23 protein-coding genes are annotated in these 22,823 nt (G+C 61.2%); 14 read left to right on the top strand and 9 right to left on the bottom strand.

What is annotated here, in order from left to right:
• Positions 1 to 185, bottom strand: a 185-nt coding sequence (locus OZ411_RS36050) for an NAD-dependent epimerase/dehydratase family protein (protein ID WP_282527841.1), incomplete at its 3' end; no start/stop codon positions are given.
• 12 nt (positions 186 to 197) lie between these two features.
• Positions 198 to 1,073, bottom strand: a complete 876-nt coding sequence (rfbA, locus tag OZ411_RS36045; RefSeq protein ID WP_130584238.1) for a glucose-1-phosphate thymidylyltransferase RfbA — start codon at positions 1,071 to 1,073, stop codon at positions 198 to 200.
• Between the two features lie 280 nt (positions 1,074 to 1,353).
• On the opposite strand from rfbA, the gene OZ411_RS36040 reads away from it, so the two are divergent.
• Complete coding sequence (locus OZ411_RS36040; protein WP_282531754.1) at positions 1,354 to 1,614, top strand: hypothetical protein; 261 nt, start codon at positions 1,354 to 1,356, stop codon at positions 1,612 to 1,614.
• 29 nt (positions 1,615 to 1,643) lie between these two features.
• On the opposite strand, the gene OZ411_RS36035 is transcribed toward OZ411_RS36040, so the two are convergent.
• On the bottom strand, positions 1,644 to 2,594 hold the full coding sequence (locus OZ411_RS36035; protein WP_282531753.1) for a hypothetical protein: 951 nt from the start codon (positions 2,592 to 2,594) through the stop codon (positions 1,644 to 1,646).
• Positions 2,595 to 2,964: 370 nt separating this feature from the next.
• Between OZ411_RS36035 and OZ411_RS36030 the strand changes: the two genes are divergently transcribed.
• From OZ411_RS36030 to OZ411_RS36020, 3 genes are all read left to right on the top strand, one after another.
• Positions 2,965 to 3,210 carry a hypothetical protein gene (locus OZ411_RS36030; protein WP_282531752.1) on the top strand — a complete coding sequence of 82 codons (246 nt, stop codon included), beginning with the start codon at positions 2,965 to 2,967 and terminating at the stop codon, positions 3,208 to 3,210.
• 341 nt (positions 3,211 to 3,551) lie between these two features.
• Positions 3,552 to 3,929, top strand: coding sequence for a hypothetical protein (locus tag OZ411_RS36025; RefSeq protein WP_282531751.1), 378 nt, complete (start codon positions 3,552 to 3,554; stop codon positions 3,927 to 3,929).
• A 189-nt stretch (positions 3,930 to 4,118) separates the two neighbouring features.
• Entirely contained in the window at positions 4,119 to 4,553 is a 435-nt protein-coding gene (locus tag OZ411_RS36020) for a hypothetical protein (protein WP_282531758.1), read from the top strand.
• A 59-nt stretch (positions 4,554 to 4,612) separates the two neighbouring features.
• Here the strand turns inward: OZ411_RS36020 and OZ411_RS36015 are convergent, their stop codons facing one another.
• On the bottom strand, positions 4,613 to 5,482 hold the full coding sequence (locus OZ411_RS36015) for a VOC family protein (RefSeq protein WP_282531750.1): 870 nt from the start codon (positions 5,480 to 5,482) through the stop codon (positions 4,613 to 4,615).
• A gap of 873 nt (positions 5,483 to 6,355) precedes the next feature.
• On the opposite strand from OZ411_RS36015, the gene OZ411_RS36010 reads away from it, so the two are divergent.
• The 5 genes from OZ411_RS36010 (at position 6,356) to OZ411_RS35990 (ending at position 13,100) form a co-directional block, all read left to right on the top strand.
• A complete protein-coding gene (locus tag OZ411_RS36010) occupies positions 6,356 to 8,602 on the top strand; it encodes a TOMM precursor leader peptide-binding protein (RefSeq protein ID WP_282531749.1) in 2,247 nt (748 codons plus the stop codon).
• Positions 8,603 to 8,696: 94 nt separating this feature from the next.
• Positions 8,697 to 10,070, top strand: a complete 1,374-nt coding sequence (locus OZ411_RS36005) for a SagB family peptide dehydrogenase (RefSeq protein WP_282531757.1) — start codon at positions 8,697 to 8,699, stop codon at positions 10,068 to 10,070.
• 209 nt (positions 10,071 to 10,279) lie between these two features.
• Positions 10,280 to 10,909: a DUF1326 domain-containing protein gene (locus OZ411_RS36000; protein ID WP_282531748.1), complete on the top strand. Its 630-nt coding sequence runs from the start codon at positions 10,280 to 10,282 to the stop codon at positions 10,907 to 10,909.
• Positions 10,910 to 10,958: 49 nt separating this feature from the next.
• Positions 10,959 to 11,780: a DUF2182 domain-containing protein gene (locus tag OZ411_RS35995; protein WP_282531747.1), complete on the top strand. Its 822-nt coding sequence runs from the start codon at positions 10,959 to 10,961 to the stop codon at positions 11,778 to 11,780.
• Positions 11,781 to 12,773: 993 nt separating this feature from the next.
• Positions 12,774 to 13,100 carry a hypothetical protein gene (locus OZ411_RS35990; RefSeq protein WP_282531746.1) on the top strand — a complete coding sequence of 109 codons (327 nt, stop codon included), beginning with the start codon at positions 12,774 to 12,776 and terminating at the stop codon, positions 13,098 to 13,100.
• Positions 13,101 to 13,310: 210 nt separating this feature from the next.
• Here the strand turns inward: OZ411_RS35990 and OZ411_RS35985 are convergent, their stop codons facing one another.
• Complete coding sequence (locus OZ411_RS35985; RefSeq protein WP_282531756.1) at positions 13,311 to 13,940, bottom strand: hypothetical protein; 630 nt, start codon at positions 13,938 to 13,940, stop codon at positions 13,311 to 13,313.
• A 96-nt stretch (positions 13,941 to 14,036) separates the two neighbouring features.
• Positions 14,037 to 14,774 carry a metallophosphoesterase family protein gene (locus tag OZ411_RS35980; protein ID WP_282531745.1) on the bottom strand — a complete coding sequence of 246 codons (738 nt, stop codon included), beginning with the start codon at positions 14,772 to 14,774 and terminating at the stop codon, positions 14,037 to 14,039.
• Positions 14,775 to 15,042: 268 nt separating this feature from the next.
• On the opposite strand from OZ411_RS35980, the gene OZ411_RS35975 reads away from it, so the two are divergent.
• The gene (locus OZ411_RS35975; protein WP_130584203.1) at positions 15,043 to 15,660 is read left to right on the top strand and encodes a transglutaminase-like cysteine peptidase; all 618 of its coding nucleotides are present in this window, start codon (positions 15,043 to 15,045) and stop codon (positions 15,658 to 15,660) included.
• A gap of 70 nt (positions 15,661 to 15,730) precedes the next feature.
• Here OZ411_RS35975 and OZ411_RS35970 read toward each other — a convergent pair whose 3' ends face one another.
• The 3 genes from OZ411_RS35970 to OZ411_RS35960 form a co-directional block, all read right to left on the bottom strand.
• Positions 15,731 to 17,005, bottom strand: a complete 1,275-nt coding sequence (locus OZ411_RS35970) for a hypothetical protein (protein ID WP_282531744.1) — start codon at positions 17,003 to 17,005, stop codon at positions 15,731 to 15,733.
• 106 nt (positions 17,006 to 17,111) lie between these two features.
• A complete protein-coding gene (locus OZ411_RS35965) occupies positions 17,112 to 17,387 on the bottom strand; it encodes a hypothetical protein (RefSeq protein ID WP_282531743.1) in 276 nt (91 codons plus the stop codon).
• Between the two features lie 142 nt (positions 17,388 to 17,529).
• The gene (locus OZ411_RS35960) at positions 17,530 to 18,090 is read right to left on the bottom strand and encodes a hypothetical protein (protein ID WP_282531742.1); all 561 of its coding nucleotides are present in this window, start codon (positions 18,088 to 18,090) and stop codon (positions 17,530 to 17,532) included.
• A 302-nt stretch (positions 18,091 to 18,392) separates the two neighbouring features.
• Here OZ411_RS35960 and OZ411_RS35955 point away from each other — a divergent pair, with 302 nt between their 5' ends.
• The 4 genes from OZ411_RS35955 (at position 18,393) to OZ411_RS35940 (ending at position 22,567) form a co-directional block, all read left to right on the top strand.
• The gene (locus tag OZ411_RS35955; protein WP_282531741.1) at positions 18,393 to 19,592 is read left to right on the top strand and encodes a polysaccharide biosynthesis/export family protein; all 1,200 of its coding nucleotides are present in this window, start codon (positions 18,393 to 18,395) and stop codon (positions 19,590 to 19,592) included.
• A gap of 101 nt (positions 19,593 to 19,693) precedes the next feature.
• A complete protein-coding gene (locus tag OZ411_RS35950) occupies positions 19,694 to 20,278 on the top strand; it encodes a hypothetical protein (RefSeq protein WP_282531740.1) in 585 nt (194 codons plus the stop codon).
• A 36-nt stretch (positions 20,279 to 20,314) separates the two neighbouring features.
• Positions 20,315 to 21,808, top strand: coding sequence for an O-antigen ligase family protein (locus OZ411_RS35945; RefSeq protein WP_282531739.1), 1,494 nt, complete (start codon positions 20,315 to 20,317; stop codon positions 21,806 to 21,808).
• 120 nt (positions 21,809 to 21,928) lie between these two features.
• On the top strand, positions 21,929 to 22,567 hold the full coding sequence (locus OZ411_RS35940) for a hypothetical protein (protein ID WP_282531738.1): 639 nt from the start codon (positions 21,929 to 21,931) through the stop codon (positions 22,565 to 22,567).
• The last annotated feature ends 256 nt before the right edge of the window (positions 22,568 to 22,823 follow it).

Genomic DNA, 22,823 nt, shown 5'->3' with positions numbered 1-22,823 from the left:
TGCTTCTCGAAGGCGTAGTTCAGGTTCTCTTTCGCTGCCGGCAGCGAGTCGAGATTGGCGGCATAGGTGAGTTTGTCGATGTTGACCACGCGGGCGTGACTGTCGCGCAAGAGATGACGCACGACGGCGGAACCAATAAAACCCGCGCCGCCGGTGACAAAAATGGTCGAGCCCTTGAAACGCATGATGAGCTGCCTCTAATGCTCGAAAGAACGATAAACCGACATTAAATATTCGCCGTAGCTGCTCTTGGCGGTCTTCTGCGCCACCCTGGCGAAGGCCTGGAGCGAGATGTAACCCTGGCGCAGCGCGATCTCCTCGGGGCAGGCGATGCGCAGGCCCTGGCGCTGTTCGAGGATCTGGACGAAATAGCTGGCATCGACCAGGGACGCGTGCGTGCCGGTGTCGAGCCAGGCAAAGCCGCGGCCGAGCACCTCGACATAGAGATCGCCGCGCGCGAGATAGGCATTGTTGACGTCAGTGATCTCGATCTCGCCGCGCGCCGATGGCCTGACCTTGGCCGCGATGTCGACGACGTCGTTGTCGTAGAAGTATAGCCCGGTGACGGCGACGTTGGACTTCGGCTGCTTCGGTTTCTCCTCGATCGAGAGTGCGCGGCCGCTGCCGTCGAGTTCGATCACGCCGTATTGCTCGGGCGTCTTCACGACATAGCCGAACACCGTCGCGCCCTTCTTGCGTTGCGAGGCCGCGGACAGCATCTCCGGCAGGCCGTGGCCGTAGAAGATGTTGTCGCCCAGGATCAGTGCGACGGGATCTGTGCCGATGAACTCCCGGCCGACGATGAAGGCGTCTGCAAGTCCGCGCGGCGTCTCCTGCGTGGCATAGGAAAAACGCACGCCGATCTCGCTGCCGTCGCCGAGCAGCCGCTGAAACAGCGGCTTGTCCGGCGGCGTCGAGATGATCAGGATGTCGCGGATGCCGCCCAGCATCAGCGTCGACAGCGGATAATAGATCATCGGCTTGTCGAAGACGGGCAAGAGCTGCTTTGAGACCACCGTCGTCGCCGGGTAGAGGCGCGACCCCGTCCCACCGGCGAGGATAATGCCCTTCATGGTCAATCCGATTTAAATATGAAGCGGGTTATAAATAATCCGATTTCATTATAAAAATAAAGCCGAATATAATATGAATATTTATTGCTTCGATTAATTTGACGGTATTATTTTAGGGGTGTCATCGAGCCGGGCTTCCCGCCGTGCCAGTTTGGCGCGTTTGCGTGGCGATTTCGGAGTTGATATGCCACTCATGGGACGTGGCGCTGGACCAAGAACGCGCTGACCGTTGACCAGATTTCAACCGGTCCCGGGACCGGTAAGACACGTGGGTTGCGCTATGATGGCCAGGGCTAATCTCGTCGGCTTGATCACTGCTTTTGTTGTCTTGTGCGCATGCAATACCCAGGCGCATGCGATTTCCGTCGAGGTTGCGCGGGCCTGCGATGCCCTGGTGGCCAAGACGTTTCCTCCGCGCCAGATCGGCAACCCGGCCGCCGGCAGCGCCAAGGGGACGGGGAAGGATCAGCGGGAATTCTTCAATAAGTGCGTCGCGAACGGCGGCAAGATGGATGCCGAACCTGCGAAGGACGCGAAGTAGCCAATCCCTTTCAACGCTTGCAATCCCTTTCAACGCTTGGAAGGCTTTTGCTCGCGCGTCGGGCAGGGCGAATAGAAAGCGCCGTTGGCGGCGTTGAAGCGCTCGACGCATTGATTGGGATCGGTCACCTGTCCCGACACCGAAAAGTCATATCCGATCCCCTTGACGACCAGGACGTATCGGCCGGGTGACAGGACCAGGCCGTCATTCTCCGGTTGTATCAGCAGCATCTTGGGCTGGTCCTCGACGGGGCCGATCTTGAACGGAAAGGATGCGCTGCGAATAACCCAGGAGTCGCCGCCCGGCGTCATCTTCGCCGTGCCGGTGCTGTCGACACCCATCGTGCGCGAGACTTTGGCGACGACACGAACTTCGACCGGGCCGGCGGAATCCGGACCCAACTCCGGCCTGAACGTAATGAATTTGACATCTCCGCCCGGAACGCTGGTCTGGGGCGGCGTCGGGATCGCGGCCGAAATGGCCACCCGCCGGTCCGGGACCTTGCCCGGCAGCACTTTCAACTCCTGCAGTTGCCCGTCGCTCAGGACGAAAACGCCGAACGTGCTGGGAAGCGGAAACCTGTGTTCGGCCGCGGGAGCAGGGGGAGCGGCTGGTGCCTCGGCCGCTGCCTGCGGACGCTCGATTGGCGCGGTTTCACGCGGCGCGGGAGGCGCGCTCTGTGCCGGCGCGGGCGGGGGGCGGTGCAGGAGCGCGGCAATACTGGACCGTGCCGATGGCCAGTAGAAGACGGCCGCGCCAGCGATCGCGAGAACGAGGAATACCGCTGCCAGCCGAATGGCCGTACCGAAGACGCCCGATCGTTTTGATTGGTTGAAGGGGGAGGGCGCCGCAGTCGGGCGCTGCGGCAATTGTGGCTTGGCCGTGCCTGGGCTGGTGGGCGACGCGGGCGGTACGACTTCCTGGCTTCGCTCGGCAGAGAAGCGTTCGACCTCGCCGATCGCGCTTTCGAGCACCTCCATGGTCTGCCGCGAATGTCTGGCGTCGCCATGTCCGAATTGCTCGAGCAGCCTGATGCGGGCCAGTTCATAGACCAGCTCACGCATTTGCGTCGGATCATTGGCGACGGACTGCACCCGCGCGGAGAGAATGCGAATGAACTCCGCCCTCATCGCCGAATTTTGTGCAGTGTCAGACGGGTCGCCGGAAGCAGTCATTGCAATCGATCAAACATCTTCCCTCTGCCTAGCAGCAAGAGCGCGGACCTCAAAGTCCGATGCATGATCTGTGGATGCCGCCACCGTCCGCCTGAGGACGGATGGACATAAGGCGCTTGCTTTTGCCGGAAAACCTGCAACATTCCGGGGAGTCATTCTTTAATCGGTACTTGATATGCGCGGCATCCTGCCAATTCTGGGTCTTTCAGTAGTTTTGATGCAGCCGGCACTGGCGCAGGGCATCAAGGATCCGCCGAATTATCCAATGTCGGCTTCGCAGCGCGCGCAGAAGGCGCAGACAGGTCAGAGCGCGTCACGGCCCACGGCGATCCGCAACGTTGCAACCGGTAGCCTGCCGGCGGGCATGGCCGTCCAGCGGGTGTACCGGGACGGCAAACTTGTCGCACTCCCGCGATATTAGATCGCGGGAACCGTAGGCGGGCTTAGGCGTTTCTCGTCGCTCAGGAGGCAAGGCGATGAAGGGCGTATTGTTGTTCGCGGCTGTATTGATCATCCCATGCGCCGCTGCCGCGCAGGGGGTCCGAGACCCGTCGACCCCGAGCACGAACCAGGTCTTCACGGTGAATCCACCTCAGCAGCCTGCGCGTCCGACCGCGACGCCCAACGTACCGACCCAGATACCCTCGCCACCGCTAGGGGTACGGCGCGCGATACCTTCTCGAAGCGGCGTGCGGGGAAGCGGCGGCGTATATTAAGGCGCACCTATCTCCGGTTGCGCGCGGTGGCAGCGGGATGAGCGGATTGAAGGCGGCGGCCACCATCATCCTTGCGCTCAGCATCCTTGATGGCGCAAGCCTGTCCCAGGCTCAGGAAGATGTCGCGGCCAGCGCCACGGATGATGGTCTGCTGCAGCCCGAAATATCCCGCAACGCGTGGCGGCAGAGGATCGAGGACGCGAAAAGAAGGGCCCGGGAAGTCGCGCGCGAGAGGCGGGAGCACCCCGAGCTCTACATGCCGATTCCCGAAGATCCCGACCTCATCGCCACCGAGCGCGTGCTCAACGACGAAAGCCTGCAGACCGGCGACATCGTCTCAACCAACAAGGGACTATTTGTCTTCCGCGGCCGTATCGACCAGCCGCGGCGCCAGGAAGATTTCGTCCCTTTGTCCGCGCGATGAGCCCGGTGGCAGGGCCGCGTTGGCTGGCTGGTCGCCAGCAGCCGGGTTTTGCCGGCCGGCGCGGCCTGCACATAAAGAACCCAAAGCGAGGTGCTTGACGCGAGCCTGGACAACTCGCACATCCGAGCGAACCGTCCAACGAACGCCATCAATGCCCACGATTTTGCGCTGCAAATCGGTCAGAAAATTATGGCCTCACGCCCGAGCACCCGCATCGCCCGAAAAGCCCGCCACAAAGCTGAGGCGGATTTTGCCACTTGGCTCATGATGGCCAAGCTCGGTAGCTTCGATGACTTACCTCCAAATGCGCAAGCGTTCCTGCTTGACTATCGAGCCAGGCTTGAGCGGATGAGCGAGGCCGAGTCGAAGGTGGTGGCGGTTCGCGAAGTCTACGCCAGCTATTATAGCGAGATGGGCGGCCTTGGCCCGGCGCCAGAACTGGAAGCCCTCGTGACGTCGGTGGATGACGGCGCCGTGCGGTCGCAGGGACAGCGTAAGCCACAGCCCGCTCGGCTGTCCGCGGCCGCCCCCGACCGGCCAGCCGTCCGAAAATCCGTGCCGGCCCTGCTAATTTTCGCAGCCATGGTGGCTCTGATCGTCGCCTACAAATTTCTGATGAATTAGAGCGTTTTCGAGCGAAGTGGACACCGGTTCGCGTGAAGAAAACGCGTCAAAACGAGAATCTAACGCTTCGGCTTGGGGAGCACCATCCTGCCCTGGGAAACAACGCCACCCCACTTGGCGGACCAACCGACTTCCGAGGCGGAGGGCCGCTCGACGACTTTCTGACCCCGGGCACCCTGCAGCGCAAACAGCGCGCCCTGGGGATCGACACATCGCGCGATCCAGCAGCCATCAGGCAATTCGATCGGCCCCTGGAGAATCCGGCCTCCGCCAGCATTCACGCGCTTGGCAGCCGCGCCGATGTCGTCGACATTGAAGTAATAGAGCCAAAACGGTTGCGACACGCTCGGAAGCTTGGTGAGCATGCCCCCGATCGTCTGTCCGGCCGCCGAAAACAATTGATACAAATCTGTGGGATCGGTTTCAGCGTTGGCCTTCTGCCAGCCAAAAAGTTCGCCGTAAAAATCAAAGATCTTGTTCCGGTCTTCAGCCAGCAACTCGTGCCAGCCCACACGCCCGGGCTCGTCCAACCCGACGGGTTGCCGTTGGCCATATGTCAGCCCAGCGACCAGCGCAAAGGTCGCTCTTTGCGGATCGGCAACCACTGAAATTCGGCCGATATTGCTGCCCGTTGGCGGTAGCAAGATCGTGCCTCCAAGACGCCTGATCCGTGTGGTTGTCGCATCGATGTCATCGACGGCGACGTAGCCGACCCATCTCGGCGTTGCCCCCAATCGCCGCCCCTCTTCCGGGAGATCCATAAGCCCGCCAACCGGAACGTCGCCGGCAGCAAGCACCGTGTAGGTCAGTTCGGGGGTCGACGCATCCTTCGCACCCCAGCCGACGACCTCGCCATAAAAGGCACCTGCTGCCGCGACGTCCGTCGTCAGGAGTTCATACCAGGCGAAATGTCCGAGTTGATTGATCAAGCCAATTTCTCCGCTCAAGCCTGGCGACGATTGCGCACTGCATCAAGTCGCGCGCGTTGCAATCCGCGCTGCGGTGCGGACCTTCGTTGCGATCGAAGAAAATGCGGCGACTTCGTTCATGAAGATGAATGCTATCTGAACGAGTGTCGTTACATTTTCGTGTGTGCATCAATCTTGCCTGCCTTATTTGCTCGGCGTAGGATCACTTAAACGAAGATCCTTCTTGCAACGTTGGAGGATGCGACCATGGCGCGGGTGAAGCAAGCTTCGAAAAAGAGGCGAGTAACCAAAACCGCCGTACCGGCACTAGGAGTCGCCGGACTGACTTTTTCGCTAGCGGGGAGCGCATCGGCAGCGGCCGTACCAACGGGCGATGTTCAACAGCGGCCGAATTTCTCACCTGGCTTGATGATCACGCTCGGTGAAGAGGAACTTGCCGACGTCAGCCTCGCCACCTTCCATCTCTTCGACAACGAAAACCTCGGCAGCGGCGTGCAGCTAGCCCAGCGCGGATGCGGTGGCTGCCGTGGATGTGGTGGCTTCCGGGGATGCGGTGGCTTCCGCGGATGCGGTGGTTGTCGCGGCTGCGGAGGCTGTGGATGCAGATCCTGCCGATGCGGCTTCGGATGTGGTGGCTGTGGCATTGGAATAGGGATAGGAGTGCCGTGGGTAACATGCGCAGGTTGCTGCGCATCGTGGGGCCGGTGCCGCTGGTGCTAGGCGGCGGCGCGTCCTGATTGTGTATCGACAAGCCACGATTTCATTGGCCGGGCTCGCGATCGACCCGGCCATTTCTGTTTTCGTTGCAACGCTCTTGGCTCGCCGTGCGCTGGCGATCTGAAATGATGGCAACAGGATCCGCGTGCTGACCCCATGACAGCCAATCGCAAGACCCGTGTTGTGAAGCAGACCCGCAAAGACATTCTGCAGTTCGCGCCAAACTTCACCGCCTATGTACTGCCTCCCGATGCGGTCTGCCTCTATTCCGAGGATCGCAAGTTCTTCCTGCACGGCGAACTCTATTGTGCACTGGCCACGGCGATCGGAAAGAATGGAAAGGCCGCGCCAGAGCTCATTCGCCAGCTTTCGAAGAGCTTCCCGCCCGACAAGATCGAGGAAGCGATCAGGCGGCTGATCGAGCGCCGATATGTCGTGACAGCGGCATCGCACGGATTCGCAGGCGCCGTTGCTGGATATTGGGCGAGCCTCGGCCTGCCTCTCGAGCTCGCGGAACAGAATCTCCGCAATTGCCCGGTGCAGGTGGAATCGATCGATGTCAAAGGCGCGAGCGAACTTACCGCCGCCTTGAGCAAACTCGGCGTTCACTTCGCCAAGCGTTCGCCTAAGCTCGTGATCACGCTGGTGAACGACTATCTTGACCGGCGGTTGGCTGAGATGAACCGCGAGCGCGTAGCCGACAAGACGCCCTGGCTGCTGGTGCAACCGTCGGGCGTGTTTCCGCTGGTGGGACCCGTGTTCAAACCGGGCGAGAGTGCCTGCTGGACGTGTCTGTTCGATCGCATGATACGCAATCGGGAGATCAAGGGGTTTCTCGACCGCGGAGCCGCGCGTGCGGTCGCCGTATCGCCTCTGGTCAACGACACCATCGGGCAGACCGCCATCCACTTCGCTGCCGTCGAAATCGCGAAAGCGATTGCCTCCGGCTTTCGCACGGATCTGCGCGATCACATTGCAAGCTTCGACCTGACTGGTGCGGTCATCGCCAAGCACTATGTCGCGCGGCGCCCGCAATGTCCCACCTGCGGCAGCAAGAAGCTGCAGAATCCGCGCCGGGCGGCGACGCCGATCGAGATTGCCGAGGGCAGAAAGCTCATCATGACCAGCGGCGGATACCGCACCGTGACGTCTCGAGCCACCGTGGCGCGTTTCCGCAAACATGTAAGCCCGCTGACCGGCGTGGTGACGCGGCTCGAGCGGATCGAGGCCGATCTGCCGATGAACACCAATTTCTACGCCTACCACAATTTCTCTGCGCCGGCCCAAAGCATCGACCAGCTCAGATCGGGACTGAGCGGCGGCAGCTTCGGCAAGGGCTCCACGGCCGAGCAGGGCGAGGCCAGCGCGTTGATGGAAGCAATCGAGCGCTACTCGGGCATTTTCCAGGGTGACGAGATCACGACGGAGCGCCGCTTTATCGATTTCGCTCCCGGGGACGCCGTTCTTCCCAACGACGTCCAGCTTTTCAGCGAAACACAGTTTCAAAGCAGACATGCCCCGTCACCGGACGATTCACATCCGGTTCCTGAGCCGCTCGATCCCTCGACCAAGACCGAGTGGTCACCGGTCTGGTCGTTACGCGACAAGCGCTTCAAATATCTTCCGACCGGCCTCTTGTACTTCTTCTATGGCGGCTTCCATACCGATTCCAACGGATGCGCGGCCGGTAACACCCGCGAGGAGGCCATCGTTCAAGGCTTCCTCGAACTGGTCGAACGCGATGCCTATGCCATCTGGTGGTACAACCGGCTGGAGCGTGCCGAAGTCGACCTCAAGCAATTCGACGATTCCTATGTGCAGGATCTGCAAGCCCAGTTTGCCGATGCCGGACGCAGGCTTTGGGTGCTCGACATCACCAGCGATCTCGGCATTCCCGCTTACGTGGCAATCACGCACTGGATGCAGAACGGGCACGAAAATATCGAGTTCGGTTCCGGCGCGCATTTCGATCGCCGCATAGCCCTGCTGCGTTCCCTCACCGAGCTGACCCAGTTCATGTCAATCGGCATGATGGGCGGTGGAAGCGGCGAGAAGCCGACGCTTGACGGTGTCACGCCGCTGCGCCTGGAAGATTATCCATTCCTGATCCCCAGCGACAATCCGATCGTCCCGCCGGCGCCGAGCCTTAAGGTTCACGACAATACGCGCGACCAGGTCAATGCCTGCGTCGAGATCGCCACCGGCGCCGGATACGATTTCCTCGTGCTCGACCAGACGCGGCCCGACGTCGAGGTCCCCGTCGTCAGAGTGCTCGTTCCAGGCTTGCGGCATTTCTATCGCCGCTTCGCGCCGGGCCGGCTTTATGATGTTCCGGTGAAGCTTGGATTATTGGATCGTCCACGACTGGAAAGCGAACTCACTCCGTTCCTACCACACACCTGAGGGTTGGTCTTTGGTGCGCGCTCCCCGGAAAAAGCCAACCAGGAAGATCGCGCCACTCATTGCTATCAGATTGAACGGTCGTTTCTCCCTTCATATGCAGGCGGATGGAAGCATCGCCACCTCCCTGGGCGACTATTCGGTCAATCTGGGAACATTCAGCGCGGCCGCGATGGACCGCGCGGGACATCTGGCTACCGGTCTGCCGCTCGCTTCCTTTGCCGGCAAGAGCGCGCTTGCGAGGGAAGTCGACGTCCTGGTGCATCGACTGGCGCGGCACGGGCTTGTCGAATACCGCCTGTCCTCTCCGCGTGACGAGCAGGACCTCGTGGTCATCGAGCCGCAGGTCGCTGAATACTGGCCGCAATGCGCAAAGCTGGGCAATGGTGACACCGTCGTGTTGTCGCGCTTCGCCTATCTGCGCCGGCGCGGCAACGAGATGGTGCTGGAATCGCCACGCGCCGGCGCGCTGTTTCGGATTAGCGATCCCGCCATCGCGGCCACGCTCGCTGCACTGTCACGGCCGCAAAAGATCAGCAAGCTTCGCCGCCACGCGGCCTCCTTCAACCTCGATCTACTCGGACTGCTGCTTGACAGCCAAATCCTGCTCAAGCTCGATGCGAAGAGTGGCGATGGCCTTCGCGTGAATGAAGGCGACGGCAATCTCGTTCTCTGGGATTTTCACGATCTCCTGTTTCACACGCGGAGCACGGAAGGCCGGCATGCCAATCCAGTTGGCGGCACCTTCGCCTACGCGAACGTCGTTCCGCCGCTGCCCGCGGTACGTCCACCTTGGCCCGGCAAGACAATCGACCTGCGCCAATTCTCCACCTCGGAGCCGATCTCACCCTTCGCGAAGCTGCTGCGCGAACGCCATTCGATACGGGATTTCGACGACGAGCACCCGATCACGCTCGCCGAGCTCGCGCAGTTTCTCGACGCTACAGCCCGCGTGCTGTCGGAATGGAGCGGCGCAAATTTCGACGGCGGTCCCGAAGTGACCTACAGCACACGACCCTATCCGGCGGCGGGTAGCGCCTACGAACTGGAATTGTACCTGACTGTCTCGAACTGCGAGGGGCTGCCACGCGGACTTTATCACTACGACGCGGGTGGCCACGCACTGGTAGCGATCGGCGCCTCAGCCCAGCAACTCCATGCGCTCTCGACTGCGGCCGAGTTTGCCATGGACGCGCCCGGTCCGCCGCAGGTCCTGATCACGATCGCCGCGCGCTTTGGGCGGATCTCCTGGAAATACAGCTCGATCGCATATTCGCTGATCCTGAAGGACGTTGGCACCCTGATCCAGACATTCTACCTGGCGGCGACTGAGATGGGCCTTGGCGGCTGCGCCATCGGCACCATCAACATCGATCTGTTTGCAAAAATGACGGAGCTCGAATTTCATGTAGAGAGCCCGGTCGGCCAATTCGCACTCGGACGCGGCAAGAAACCGCTGGCCGCAAGCTAGAGAGGCAACGGAAGGAAGCGAACTCCTTCTTGAGCCGGGTGAGGACCTGCCGCTGGGCCCGGCGGTGTGGCTTCAGCGCCTCCGCGGCATGTGTTGGAGCAGGTCTACAGTGGAATCGGCTTGCGGTTCCTCCCCACGCAGCGTAACTTTCAACCACACGTAGATCATTCGGAAGCAATCTGTCGGGTTCGGCCTAGCGGGAGAGAGCGATGGCGGACGTCCCATGGCACCTTTCCGGTGACTATTTCGAGAATTGCAGTTGCAGCATCGTGTGTCCGTGCCTCGTGTCAGCGGCCGCCCCGTTGACCTCGCGACCGACCGAGGGCTTTTGCAACGTACCGCTGATCTTCCACGTCGAGAGTGGCCGCTATGGCGACATCGTGCTCGATGGACTCAATGTCCTGGTTATCCTCCACGCACCTGGGGTCATGGCAGACGGAGATTGGTCGGTGGCCGCCTATATCGATCAGCGCGCCGACGATGAGCAGACAGAGGCTCTAGCTGCGATCTTCACCGGCGCCGCCGGTGGTCCTATGGCCGCATTCACACCGCTGATCAGCAAGAACCTGGGGGTGAAGAAGGTCCCAATCACATTCCGGATCGACGGCAAGACGCGGTCCGCGGAAATCCCGGGTATTCTGCACATGTCCGTCGATCCGTTGCCGACCATGCATCCGAGCGGGGAAATGTGGGCGAACATCGGCCATCCGGTTAGCCCCGACAGGATGGTGATGGCAGTCGGCGCCTCCGGCAATACGTTCAGCGATCATGGCATGCGCTGGGATAATTCCGGCAAGAACGGCCTCTATGCGCCGATCCGCTGGTCGAACCAGGCTTGATGCAGCTCCTGATACGGTCCTGCGACAAGGCCGGCAACGTCAATCGCAAATGACCGACAGCACCCTGGAAACCGTGCTGCGGCGCGATCGCTGGATCGTCGGCGGCGCGATCGGCATCATTGTCGCGCTGGCATGGAGCTATGTGCTCTGGCTCGCCAACGACATGGACATGGGCGGCATGGACATGACCGGGTTCCGCATGATCCCGGCCGGGATCGGAATCATGTTGCCGGCCAACGAGCCATGGCGAGCGATCGAGTTCGCGTATGTGTTCCTGATGTGGGCGGTGATGATGGTCGGAATGATGGCCCCCTCGGCAGCGCCCATGATCCTCATGTACGCCCGCGTGGGTCGACAGGGGAAAGCGCAGGGCAAGCCGTTCGCCGCGACCGGCTGGTTTGCGGCCGGTTATCTCCTCGCCTGGAGCGGCTTCTCGCTGGCAGCAACCTTTCTCCAATGGGTGGTCGAGCGGGCAGCCCTGCTGGATTCCCGGATGGCGATCGCCAGCAACCTGCTCGGCGCAATCGTGCTGATCGCGGCGGGAGTCTATCAATGGACACCGCTCAAGGACGTCTGTCTCGCCCAATGCCAGTCGCCGTTTCTATTCCTGATGCGCCACGGCGGCTTTCGCGACGACCCGCGAGGCTGCCTGCTGCTGGGGCTTCGGCACGGAGGCTATTGTGTCGGCTGCTGCTGGGTCTTGATGGCGCTTTTGTTCATAGGCGGGGTGATGAACGTGCTTTGGATTGCGCTTTTGGCGCTGCTTGTCCTTTTGGAGAAAGTTACGCCGGTCGGACGATGGATCGCGCGTGCTGCCGGCATTGCATGTGTGGCCGCGGGCGCCTGGCTGCTGGTGTCCTTGCCGCAGTGATGAGCAACCTGCTTACCGTTCGGTTCGAATTGCCATCAGCAACAGCGCAAGTGTAACTCGACCTTACTGTCCCTCCATTACTTGCTGTCCACGCCTACGAGCCGCCGTCGGCTAGGCCGTGTGCGGACAACCGTCTCCTCATAAAGAGGGGCCTCTCATACAGGTCGATCCGGGCAGTAAAAGCCGCCACTCTGAAACAAAAGTTGATCGAATCCTCCAAGAAGAGCGAGGATATTTCCCAGAAATGGCTTGATTTCTCCGTTCGCTAACTCGTCGGGGCATTTTTTTGATGAGTAGCCAGTCATGACTGATCAACAATTAGCTCTACAGGCAATTGGCGAAGCCCAACTCATTTTGGACGAATGCGTCCGGTCGTGCCCCAAGGATGATGTCCATATCCTTGGCAAGTTGGTGGAAACTTTCGAACGCTCCGACTTGATCGTTGCTGTAAGCCGATTGCAGCAACGAAGCGGTTGGGTGCGCTTATGAGACAGCCGCTACAATCGTTAGCTTTGACCGCTTGTATTTCTGTGCTCCCGTTGATCGGGACGTCAAATGTGCAGGCAAAGCAACAATGCAGCGCCGCGATGCCATCAAATCCGCAGGGGCAGTGGTGGTCCTATCGTCTCATCGACGGAAGAAAATGCTGGTACGCGGGCAAGCCCATGCTTTCGAAATCGCTGCTCGAGTGGCCCAAGGAGGCATCTGCCGCACCTCGTTCTCCAGAAGCTGGCGGCGTCCTCATTGCGAAGGCTGGAGATCCAATAGACGCACAAGCGGTGCCACTGAAAGACTCTGACACCTTCGAAGCGCGATGGCGTGCCCGGATATCCATTTGCGGGGCATGCAATTGACAAGGACACACCGCGGCGAAGATCGAGGACGAATTCGAGCTGCGCATTCGATTATTGCGTCCAAGATACTGGGGCGAGCGAAAAGAGGCCGCCAACTACTGCGGCCCCTTTCTTAGGCCCGAAGTGAAAGTCACCGCCAATGGCGATGATGCCGCCAGCCATGGTGGTGGCCGCGGTACCAACCGTAGTGATGGCCCCGGTGCCAACCGTAGTGATGGCCGCGACCGCCGTGATGGCCCCACCCATGCCCGTGCCCATGACCATGGCCGCCTCTGACCTGAATGACCGCGTCATCGGCGCCACCCAGCGTATAGGGTGTTGCTGCGGGCATAGCCGACGCCGACATAATTGGCGCAAGTGCAAAGGCACAGCCGGTAAGTCCGATTATCAGAAGCCGTTTCATTTTGGTGCCTTCTCCTTCGTGGCAAATGCTTCTGCGGACTATCAGCTCCGTTTTGAATATTGACTGAACGGTGCATTAAACGCCCGTTCAGCACCGTTGCGACTGACTTGTAGGATCGCAATTGGGTCATCTGTTCTTGCTTCGACCAATGTCGTTGACGGGTCACCCGGCTTTCGGCTTGGGTCACGACCGGCAGGGCTCGGATCGAGCTAATGGATTCTGCTCACCGTCCAAAAGCCGAGATCTCAGCGTTAATGAGCCCCCTGGACGAGTCTAGTAGCGCCGCAGCAGGGCGCCGAACTTCGGATCCAGGGCCTGCGCGGATTCCATCAGCAGGGTTTTGCCGGCCGCAGTCGCCTGCACATAGGCTGCGATGAGCGGGGCTTCGAAACGGGAGCGGTTCGAAAGCACGGTACGGATATCCGACAAGGCGAGCAGGCGCATCTCTTCATCTGATGCGGCCGAACTCGATGTGACGGCCTGAAGTCTCATGAACGCGACATCGGACGACACCGGTCCGGTGAGATAGGACGCCTTCAGCGCGGGAAGGGCGGTGCCATCGGTCTGCGCTTTCAACGTTGCAAGCGTCAACCAAAGCACCGGCCTGATCGGCGAAACGCTCAGCGCGGCCACGACGGCGCCCTGAGCTGCCTGACTGTCCTCCGCCCGGGCGGCAGGATCGAGTGCGGGTTGCTTCAGAACCTGCGCTGCCTTCGCGATGGCATGATCAGCGAGAAAATCCCCATCGAATGGAAACGGCGCGGCGAGGATGGTGGAGGCAAAGCCTGTCGTCGCGGCCTCGCCGTGAAGTCTGCCCGTCAACAAGTCGTCTGCACGAAGCTTGGACCGACTTAGGTCCGCACAGAAGCTGAAGGCAGCATAGGCGATCAGTACCACCGCCATGCACGTTCCCGTGGCGCGGAGCCAGGTCATTTGATTCATCGGCTGAATTTGTGGATGAGCACCGTTCGTCGGTGCCGGATAAACCCAATTGAAACTTCAAATCGCGAGCAGACTATCACCCTGTATCGTCAGCAGCGTCAAGTTGCCGGTCGCATATGCGCCCGTATCGATGTTGATGCGGTTCGGCCGAACGTCGGGCGCGCTGACGGGCGTGTGTCCGTGAACGATGTATTTGCCGAATCGCTCCTCGGAATTGAGGAACTCCTCCCTGATCCAGAGCAGATCCTGCTCCTGCTGCTTGTCGAGCGAAACGCCGGGACGAACGCCGGCGTGGACGAAGAAGAAGTCCCCACAGGTGAACGAATTCGGCAACTGCTCGATGAACGCAAGGTGCTCGGGCGGCAAGGCACGCTTCAATCCCTCGATGAGCTCGACCTGCTGTTCCGTCGTCGGGTTCATGGTCGGGGTCATGCCATAGGACATCAGCGTCAACAGGCCGCCGTAATGGCGCCACTCCTGCAGCTTGGCCGGATCTTTCAGGACGTCGAGCAGGAAGACCTCATGGTTCCCCTTGAGGCAGACCGTTTCGTGACTTTGGCTGCGCCGGATCAGGATATCGAGCACGGCCCGCGATTGCGGCCCGCGATCGATGTAATCGCCAAGGAAGACCTGGATGGCGCGCTCCGGCGCCGAACGGTCGAGATCAACGTCAATTACGGTTAAGAGCGATTGAAGAAGATCGGCCCGTCCGTGGACATCTCCGATCGCATAGACGCGGACGCCATCGGGAAGCCGGGGCTTGATGTTCTTGCGAAAGCGTCGGGTCAGACCCATCCTTAAGCCAACTCGCCTGCCTCTGGAGCCGAAGCTCCAGATTCTTGTTTTGACGCGTTTTCTTCATCGCGAACCGACGTCCGTTTCGCTCGAAAACACCAGAGCCGATCAATCCTGCCACGGCTCTTAGCAGAGCCCATTTCGGACCGATATCGTTAATTGTTTCAGAAAGAGTTGCTTCGGTTTTGACTAAAGGGCCGCGCAGCGAATGAGCTGTATCTCAAGAGGTCTTTTGTAGCTTCCCCGCAACAAGAACGGGGGGCGCAAAATGCGCGGAGTTGCAAAGATATTGGCGGTTGCCGCCGCCATCTTCACGATCGGGCTGCAGCACGGGGCGAAGGCCGGCTTTGTCGGCACGCCAATGGCGCTGCGGGGGGCTATCCAATACATCAAGTTCGATGCGCCGACATTGCCGCCGATGGCGTTCACGATGTTTTGCCTCAAATATGCGGGGGAGTGCAAACCGCGCCGTATGGTGTTCCGAGGCGGACGGCTGAAGCTCACCGCCGAGCGTTGGGCCGACCTCAAGGAGGTCAACCAATCGGTGAACACCGGGATTCGGCCACAGGCCAATCTCGAGGGGCTCGCCGGCGAGAAGTGGCTGCTGCATCCCGCAAGCGGGGACTGCAACGACTATGCGGTGACCAAGCGCCACGAGCTGATCGCAAGGGGGTGGCCGGCCCGTGCCGTCCTGCTCAGCGAGGTGGTGACGAGCTGGGGTGAGCATCACCTGGTCGTCGTCGTGCGCACGTTCAGCGGCGACCTGGTCCTCGACAACCTGACCCAGAACATCACGCCCTGGTCGCGCAAGCCCTATCGCTGGGTGCGGATCCAGATGCCCAAGAATCCGAACTACTGGGCATCCCTGGGCGATCGCAACGCGTGATCTCCGCGCAAACGCTTGGCGTTTGTCGCGAGGGAAGACCGGTTTCCACTTTTCCGGATCATGCTTTAGCTCACCGTGCGGCTTGGCTGACGCTTTGCGAAAGGCCAAGCCCCACGATCGCTGCAAGGCAGATGATAGCTCCCGTGCGTAGCAGGCCGGGATCAGCAAACCCCTGCACGACGCCGAAGCAAAGGCAGGCGGCGGCTGCCGCCGGGAAGAAGGAATCGCGGCCACGCCGCAGCGCGCCTGAGACCAGGCGCGTGAGAAGGGAGAGCACGATCGCGATCGCGAGTGCAAACCCGATCCAGCCCGTTTCCACAAATAGCGCGATGGCTGCAGAGGGGGCCGCCAGCGGTCCCGTTGCATCGCCGGATTGATAGATCCGGCCAATGGACGGGAAGGCTCCGGCGCCGGCGCCGAACCAGCGGGTGTCGGCAAACAGGCGGTCGAGTACGGCGCGTGTCTCACCGGGCTGGATCGGGAGAAGCCGCAGCAGCGGCGATCCGGAGCCTTTTTCGAAGATCCAGGTCAGCACGAGGGCCGCGCCAACGGCCGCGACCACACAAATCGCGGTGGCGGCCAGGACCGACAGGTCCAGCCTGCGGATGGCCAGGATGAGCAGAAACAACGCGACGCCGAGCGCGCAGGCAACCGCGCCGTTGGTGTTGGAATATCCCAGGATGACAGCGCCGTTGATCAGCAGGCCCGCAAGCCCCAGCATGCCGACGGCAACTGAACGGATGATCGCGTGACGCGTTTCGGCTCGCTCCGCGGCCAATTGAATGACGGCGAGATTGAGCGCCACGCCAAGGCCGCTCAAGCTGGTCGCGAAATCCCAGCTATCCGGACCGATGCTCTCTCCGTGCAGCCGATGATCGATGATTGTCAACACGGCCACGAGCGCTGTCAGGCCGCTCAACACGAACAGGATGACTTCGGCCCGGCGACGATCCCTGCCCAGAGCGATCGTCACCGCGATGAGCGCGACAGATGCGAGCGCCAGAAAGAACGCGCCGAGCGTTCGGCTGAAGTCGGCCGTGACGTATCCGAAGGGGAGTCCCTGCAGGGCATCGTATGTGGTGGTCCAGATCGGATGGGCCAGTGACAACCCGATCGGAATCAATTGCGCGCCGAAACAGAGCGGAATGGCTATCAGCACCCAGCGCAGGTTTGCCGTCGTGCGCAGGAAATGCTCGCGATCCGCCTTGCTCGCGCCCATCGATGCCGCCAGCAGGCACACGCCTGCCGCGGCCATTCCGAGCTCGGCGACGAAGCCGGAGTTGGAAGGCTCAAGGATGGTGGTGGAAACAAGCGCGAAGAGGAGGGCGAAATAAGCGACGGACAATCGGATTGCTCGGAAAATGCCTGAACCGAGTCGGCACCATATCTCCCGTCGGCTTCATTTCAAAGAAGCGGTCGCGACAGTTGAATCCGTAAAGCGCGATGCGGGATCAGCGGGCCGTCTTGAGCGGGCGCGCGACGATGCGGGCCGCCCGCGCCGCCGCGACGGCGAAGCGCGTGAATGATCCGAACAGATATCCGCCGTGGAGGGCGAGCGCGCCGATCGCAAAGCCGGTGAGGCTTTCGACCAGCGTCAAGGAAAGGACCGGGGCGAGCAGCAGCGCAATTGCACCGGTTGCAAGCGTCAGCGGCAAAAGCACCAGCACCTTGAAGCGCAATCCGAAGACGGCACCAAAGAGAAAACTGAATATTGCAGCCTGAGCCATACGCACACACTCCTGTTTCGGAGTGTCGGCGCCAGACCTTAAAACGCGCTTAAGTCAGATAGGCAGATTGCGCTTACTGGAGCGTTTTCGAGCGAAGCATGCCCTCGGACTTGATCCGAGGGTGGATACCGGTTCGCGTGAGCTAGCTGCAGCTCGCAAGCAGCGTGCTGTAGGCTTCGCGGAGCCCGTTGAGCGTAACGATACCTTTGATTTCGCTGGTGTTTTCTTTGACGGTCACCGTCAATGACGGTGTGGTCTGCCATTTGCCGGCGGCCAGGACGCCTGCTTCCTCGGGCAGAAGCACCGCTGCCCCTGCGGCGGCCATCGTGGCCTCGAAGCTTTGGGAGAAGCCCGCTGAGGCAAGGGTCACCTGGGGACGGCTGCGCGGCGGAAATGGCCGGATCAGCGCCACCAGCACCTCGATCTTCCCCTTCGGCGCACAGCGGATGATCAGGCCGGCAAAATCCGGATCGGACTGCAGCGCGTCGGCCGTCTTCATGATGGCAACAAAGCTCTCGTCCGGCTTGATCCCCTGGGCCCGGGTGAACTTCCAGTTCGACATATTGGCCACAGGTATCGGGGTCATCCGGCAGACCGGCGCCGAGCCCACCGCGCGACAGACAGCGTTCTCATAAGTTAATTGGCTTGCCGGATCGGCGGGAGCTTGCCCGAGCGCCAGTAGCAGTCCCAAGGCTGGAAGCATGAAAAAGGTCGCTCCGAGGCGATAAATCGCCTGAGCTTAGCAAACCCTCCCGGGTTGGGAAACTCGGACGATTGACCCTTGGACTTCGCGCTTGCACGAATGTGCTCACCCAAAGGGCAGGTTGGCTGTCACAAATGTTGCATATTTGATCAAGGCCTGTCACGAAACCTACCCAATAGTTGCGCTGGCGCAACACTTGCGGTTCCAAATCGCCGTTAACCATCTCTTCAGAGCTTGAACGTCTTGTCGCAGTGCGAATGGCGCCGTACGACTTCGCTGTATTGGGGAAGTTGGGGCGATTCATGTTTTCGTTTGCAAAAAGCTCATTTTTGAGCACGTCTGTCTTGTTGGCAACTTTGGCCCTTGCTGGTTGCTCAACCAATCCGGGATCCGGGCCGCTCACCGACGATGTTTTGTCCCAAACGACCGAGAATGGGCCGCAATACGAGCTCATTCCGATCAATACGACCACGGTGAAGATCCTTCACACCCACGAGCCGAAGGGCCTCGCGGGCGTGTTCACCGACCAGCGGCCGCCGGCGAGCATCGTGTTCGGCATTGGCGACGTCGTCAGCGTCACGATCTTCGAAGCCGCCGCGGGTGGCCTTTTCATCCCGGCGGAAGCGGGTGTGCGTCCGGGTAACTTCGTGACCATTCCCGATCAATCGGTCGACAACGACGGCTTCATCACCGTGCCCTATGCCGGTCAGATCAGGGCCGCCGGCCGTACCGCCGTCGAGATTCAGCGGGCAATCATCGAGCGGATCGGCAATCGCGCGATCGAGCCGCAGGCCGTCGTCGCGATGGCGAGCCAGCGCACTCAGCTCATCAGCGTGCTCGGCGAGGTCAACACGCCAGCGCGTTACCCGGCGAGCGCTGCCGGTGCCAAGGACAAGGTGCTTGACGCGATCACCCGTGCGGGCGGCATCAAGGGCCAGGGCTTCGAGACCTGGGTGATGCTGGAGCGCAGTGGCAAGCGCGCGACCGTGCCATTCGAGAATCTCGTGATGGCGCCGGAGAACAATATCTACGTGCGTCCTGACGACAGCATCTATGTCTACCGCGAACAGCAGAAATTCCTGGCGTTCGGCGCGAGCGGTCAGAGTGGCGAATTCAATTTCGACGCCTGGCGCATCAATCTCGGGGAAGCGGTTGGCAAGGCGGGTGGTCTGCTCGACTCCCAGGCCGATCCGGCGGCGGTGTTCCTGTATCGTCGCGAGCCTCGGAATGTGGCGGCTCAGCTCGGCATCGACATCAGCAAGTACACCTCGGACACGATCCCGGTCATCTTCAGCGTGAACTTGCGCGATCCCGGTGGCTTCTTCCTCGCCACCAAGGTGATGATGAAGAACCAGGACATCCTCTACGTCTCGAACTCGCGTCAGGTCGAAGTTGCGAAGTTCCTGACCTTCCTGCGGGTGGTCATGGCGACCGGCGGCGATGCGGTTAACCTCTCGAACGACGCGCTGATCTTCCGCAACAACATCAAGCTGGCGCCGTAACTTCACCTCGGCCAGGCAAACAAAATGGCACCGTGACTTTGTCTCGGTGCCGTTTTGCGTTTATGAGCAAACTTCGTGTTGCTCACATCTGAAGAGGCCACATGCTGTTGGTTCGGCTCGGGCGGGGTAGCCTTGTTGCTGCGGCGTGCGTGGTGATCGGCCTGCTGGCAAGCGAAGGCCGGGCCCGGTCTGAGACGCTGGGCGTTCGCCACCGGATCGATGTCGTCGTCTCCGCCGAGCCGAATGCTCCTGTGATGGAGCGGCTGCGCGGCTCGAAGGGGTCGCTTTCCTTTACGGTGCGTCTGTCGGCCAACTCCCAGGAATCGCGCTATTTCGGCATGCTTTCACCGTCCTTTTCCGATATCGTCGTTCCAGAAAACGCAAGCACACCGCTCGTTGCGCAAACCAAGATCTGGGAGGAGGAGACCTGTCACCAGCGACGGGGGTTGCCGAAAGTCACGGTTACGAAGATCAAGGCGAATTTCGGCGACGACAAGAACGGCATCGAGGTCTCGTCCATCAATCGTCACATCGGACTCCGGGTGCCCTCTGACGAGCTCACGCCGGGCATCAAGCTGGGGCAGGGCAGCGACGAGAGCGGCTCCTTCTATGCGGTGCGCGCACAAACGAGGGACAGCCGGCTGAACGTCGACCTGAAGATTTATCCGTTCGACTGCTTCTTCTGAGAAACTTGAAATAATGAGATTCGCGCGAAGAGGCTCATGCGGCTAGGCAGGCTCAATATCCGGTGGTCGAGAAACCTGCTTTCCACCAGCATCCTGGTTTTTGTCGTTGCCGGCGCGCCGTTCCCGTTCGGCTCCACCAACGACCTCTCGATTGCCTTTTGGTGCCTCTGCCTGGGTCTCGCGCTGACGCTCGCCTCCACCCGCGCGCTTCGAAGCGAGCATGCATGGACCATCGCCGGTATCGGGGTGATCATTGCAGGCTACGCCTTCGTGCTGCACGAGCAGCTTTCCGATCACCCCTGGCTTGCGCCGTTTCACCCGATCTGGAAGCAGGCCTCCGACCTGCTCGGCACGCCGATTGCGCCATCCGCTTCGATCGTCAAGAACGAAGCCTTCTTTGCGCTGGGCGCGCCGCTCGCGAACATCCTGGCGCTGCTGCTTGGTCTGATCCTTGGGGCGGAGCGTGAGCGGGCGCGGCTGATCCTGTGGGTGATCGCAGCCTCCGGCGCGATCTACGCGCTCTACGGCGTGTTGTCGTTCCTGATCGAGCCCACCATGATCCTGTGGCGCGACAAGACGGCCTATCTCGGCAGTGTCACCGGGACCTTCATCAACCGCAACACCGCGGCCGCCTATTTCGGCTCCTGCGCGGTGATCTGGATGCTGCTCATCCTCGAGAAGATCCGGCGACGGATATCGGAGCGCCGCCTGATCTGGGGACGTCTTTCGAGCGACCTGGCCGACGTGCCACCACGCGAGATCATCCCGCAGGCGTTGGCGTTTCTGATCTGCCTGATGGCGATGTTCATGACGACCTCGCGCGCCGGCGTCGGCCTGTCGCTGCTGGCGATGATCGTTTCGTTCACCGTATTCTTGCGGAAGGATCTGCCACCGCGCACCGGCATATGGATCTCGCTCGGCTCCGGTATCGTCGTCGCGCTGGGCCTGTTGCAACTGCTCGGCGGGCGGGTCTCCAGCCGGTTTGACTCGCAGGGGCTGGTGGACGAGGGGCGGGTGGAAGCGTGGAAGTCGACGCTGCGCATCATCGCCGACAATCCCTGGTTCGGGACCGGGATGGGCACTTTTCAATGGGCCTTCCCGCCGTATCGCAGCCCGAACATCTCGATTCGCGGCGTCTGGGATGCCGCGCATTCCACGCCGCTCGAGCTTGCCTCCGAGGTCGGTATTCCGCTGATGCTGCTGGTTACCGCCGGCTGGATCGTCATGTTCGTCGTTCTCGCCAAGGGCGTCTTCGGGCGGCGACGGGACGTCATCATTCCGCTCGCGGCAGCAGCCACCGCCTGCCTTTCGCTGTTGCATTCGATGCTCGACTTTACTCTGCAGGTCCCCGGCTACAGCATTCCATTCTTTGCGCTTTTTGGCGCTGGGCTGGCGCAATCGTTTCGCTCCGGCGAGGCCGGGATCAAGCCGGGCGAGACGCAGGACGGCAGCGCCGACATGGCCGGGCAGCCGGAGCCGCGGCAGATTGCTGGCCACGCCCGCGAATTTCATAAAACTGTCTATTTTTGAAGCGCTTGCCGCTTAACGAAGTTTTTAGAATGGGTGGACAGCGGGAACCGGTTCCGCTACGTTGCGCTGCGCATAGCGATATTCTCGCGCTCAGGGGCGGCTGATTTCAGGAGGAATTATATGAGCGTTGTTAAGTTTGCGCTGCGGGTGGCCGCGGCGGCGGCAATCGTTGCGACCATTTCATCGGCAGCCAGCGCGGCCGTTTATCCGCCGCGGCAGCAGCTTGCGGCGCAGATCATTTCGGAATTCAAGGGCTCGCCCACGGGTCTGTTGCAGCAGCATCCGCAAGCCGGCGCAGCGATGATTTCGCGGGTGCGTGACCTCGCTGCGTCCGATCCCACGACGCTTCCGGTGCTGATCGGGCTCCTGAAGGATTCGGCGACCAGCAAGGATCAGGTCAAGGCGATCGTGGCGGGTCTCGCACAGGTTGCACGGCTTGCCGCGCGGAACGATCAGGCCTTCGCCGATGAGATTCAGCGGGCGATCGCCGGCACCAACAACCAGGACGTGATTGCCGCCTATCAGGCCGCGACCGGCGACGTCGCGATCGCCGCGGCCGGCGGCGGTGGTGGCGGTGGTGGCGGTGGTGGCGGCGGTGGCACGGGCGCCGGCGGGCCGACCGGTAATTTCGGTGCTGCGTTCGGCGGCAACAATGGCGGCGCTGGAACGTTCGGCGGGTTGCACTATGCCAACTCCGGCTCGAACATCGGCGGCGGCTCCGTCGGTAGCACAAGCAGCAGCGTCAGCCCGCGCCGCTGAGCGCGTTCAGCTCAGTCGACGCATCTCAATCGGCTTTCGAGAGCGGCGCCAGTGCGCCGCTCTTCCGTATTTGGACGGGGTGTCAAACGAGCGTCATGGTCGCGCGCGAACTCTAGAGTTGGAGCATGATCTCTTCGGAAAAACCGGTGCCCACTTTTCCGGATCATGCTCCAGCGCCGTTAAGCTTCACGCGAAATCTCGTGTGTGGAGTGCGACTGCACCGCATCAATTAAGTTCATCCCCGTCTTGCGCCATG

This window comes from Bradyrhizobium sp. Arg237L (assembly GCF_029990105.1).
Lineage (GTDB): Bacteria > Pseudomonadota > Alphaproteobacteria > Rhizobiales > Xanthobacteraceae > Bradyrhizobium.
Note: the sequence above shows the minus strand (reverse complement) of the source record. Positions and strands in the feature narration are given on the sequence as shown.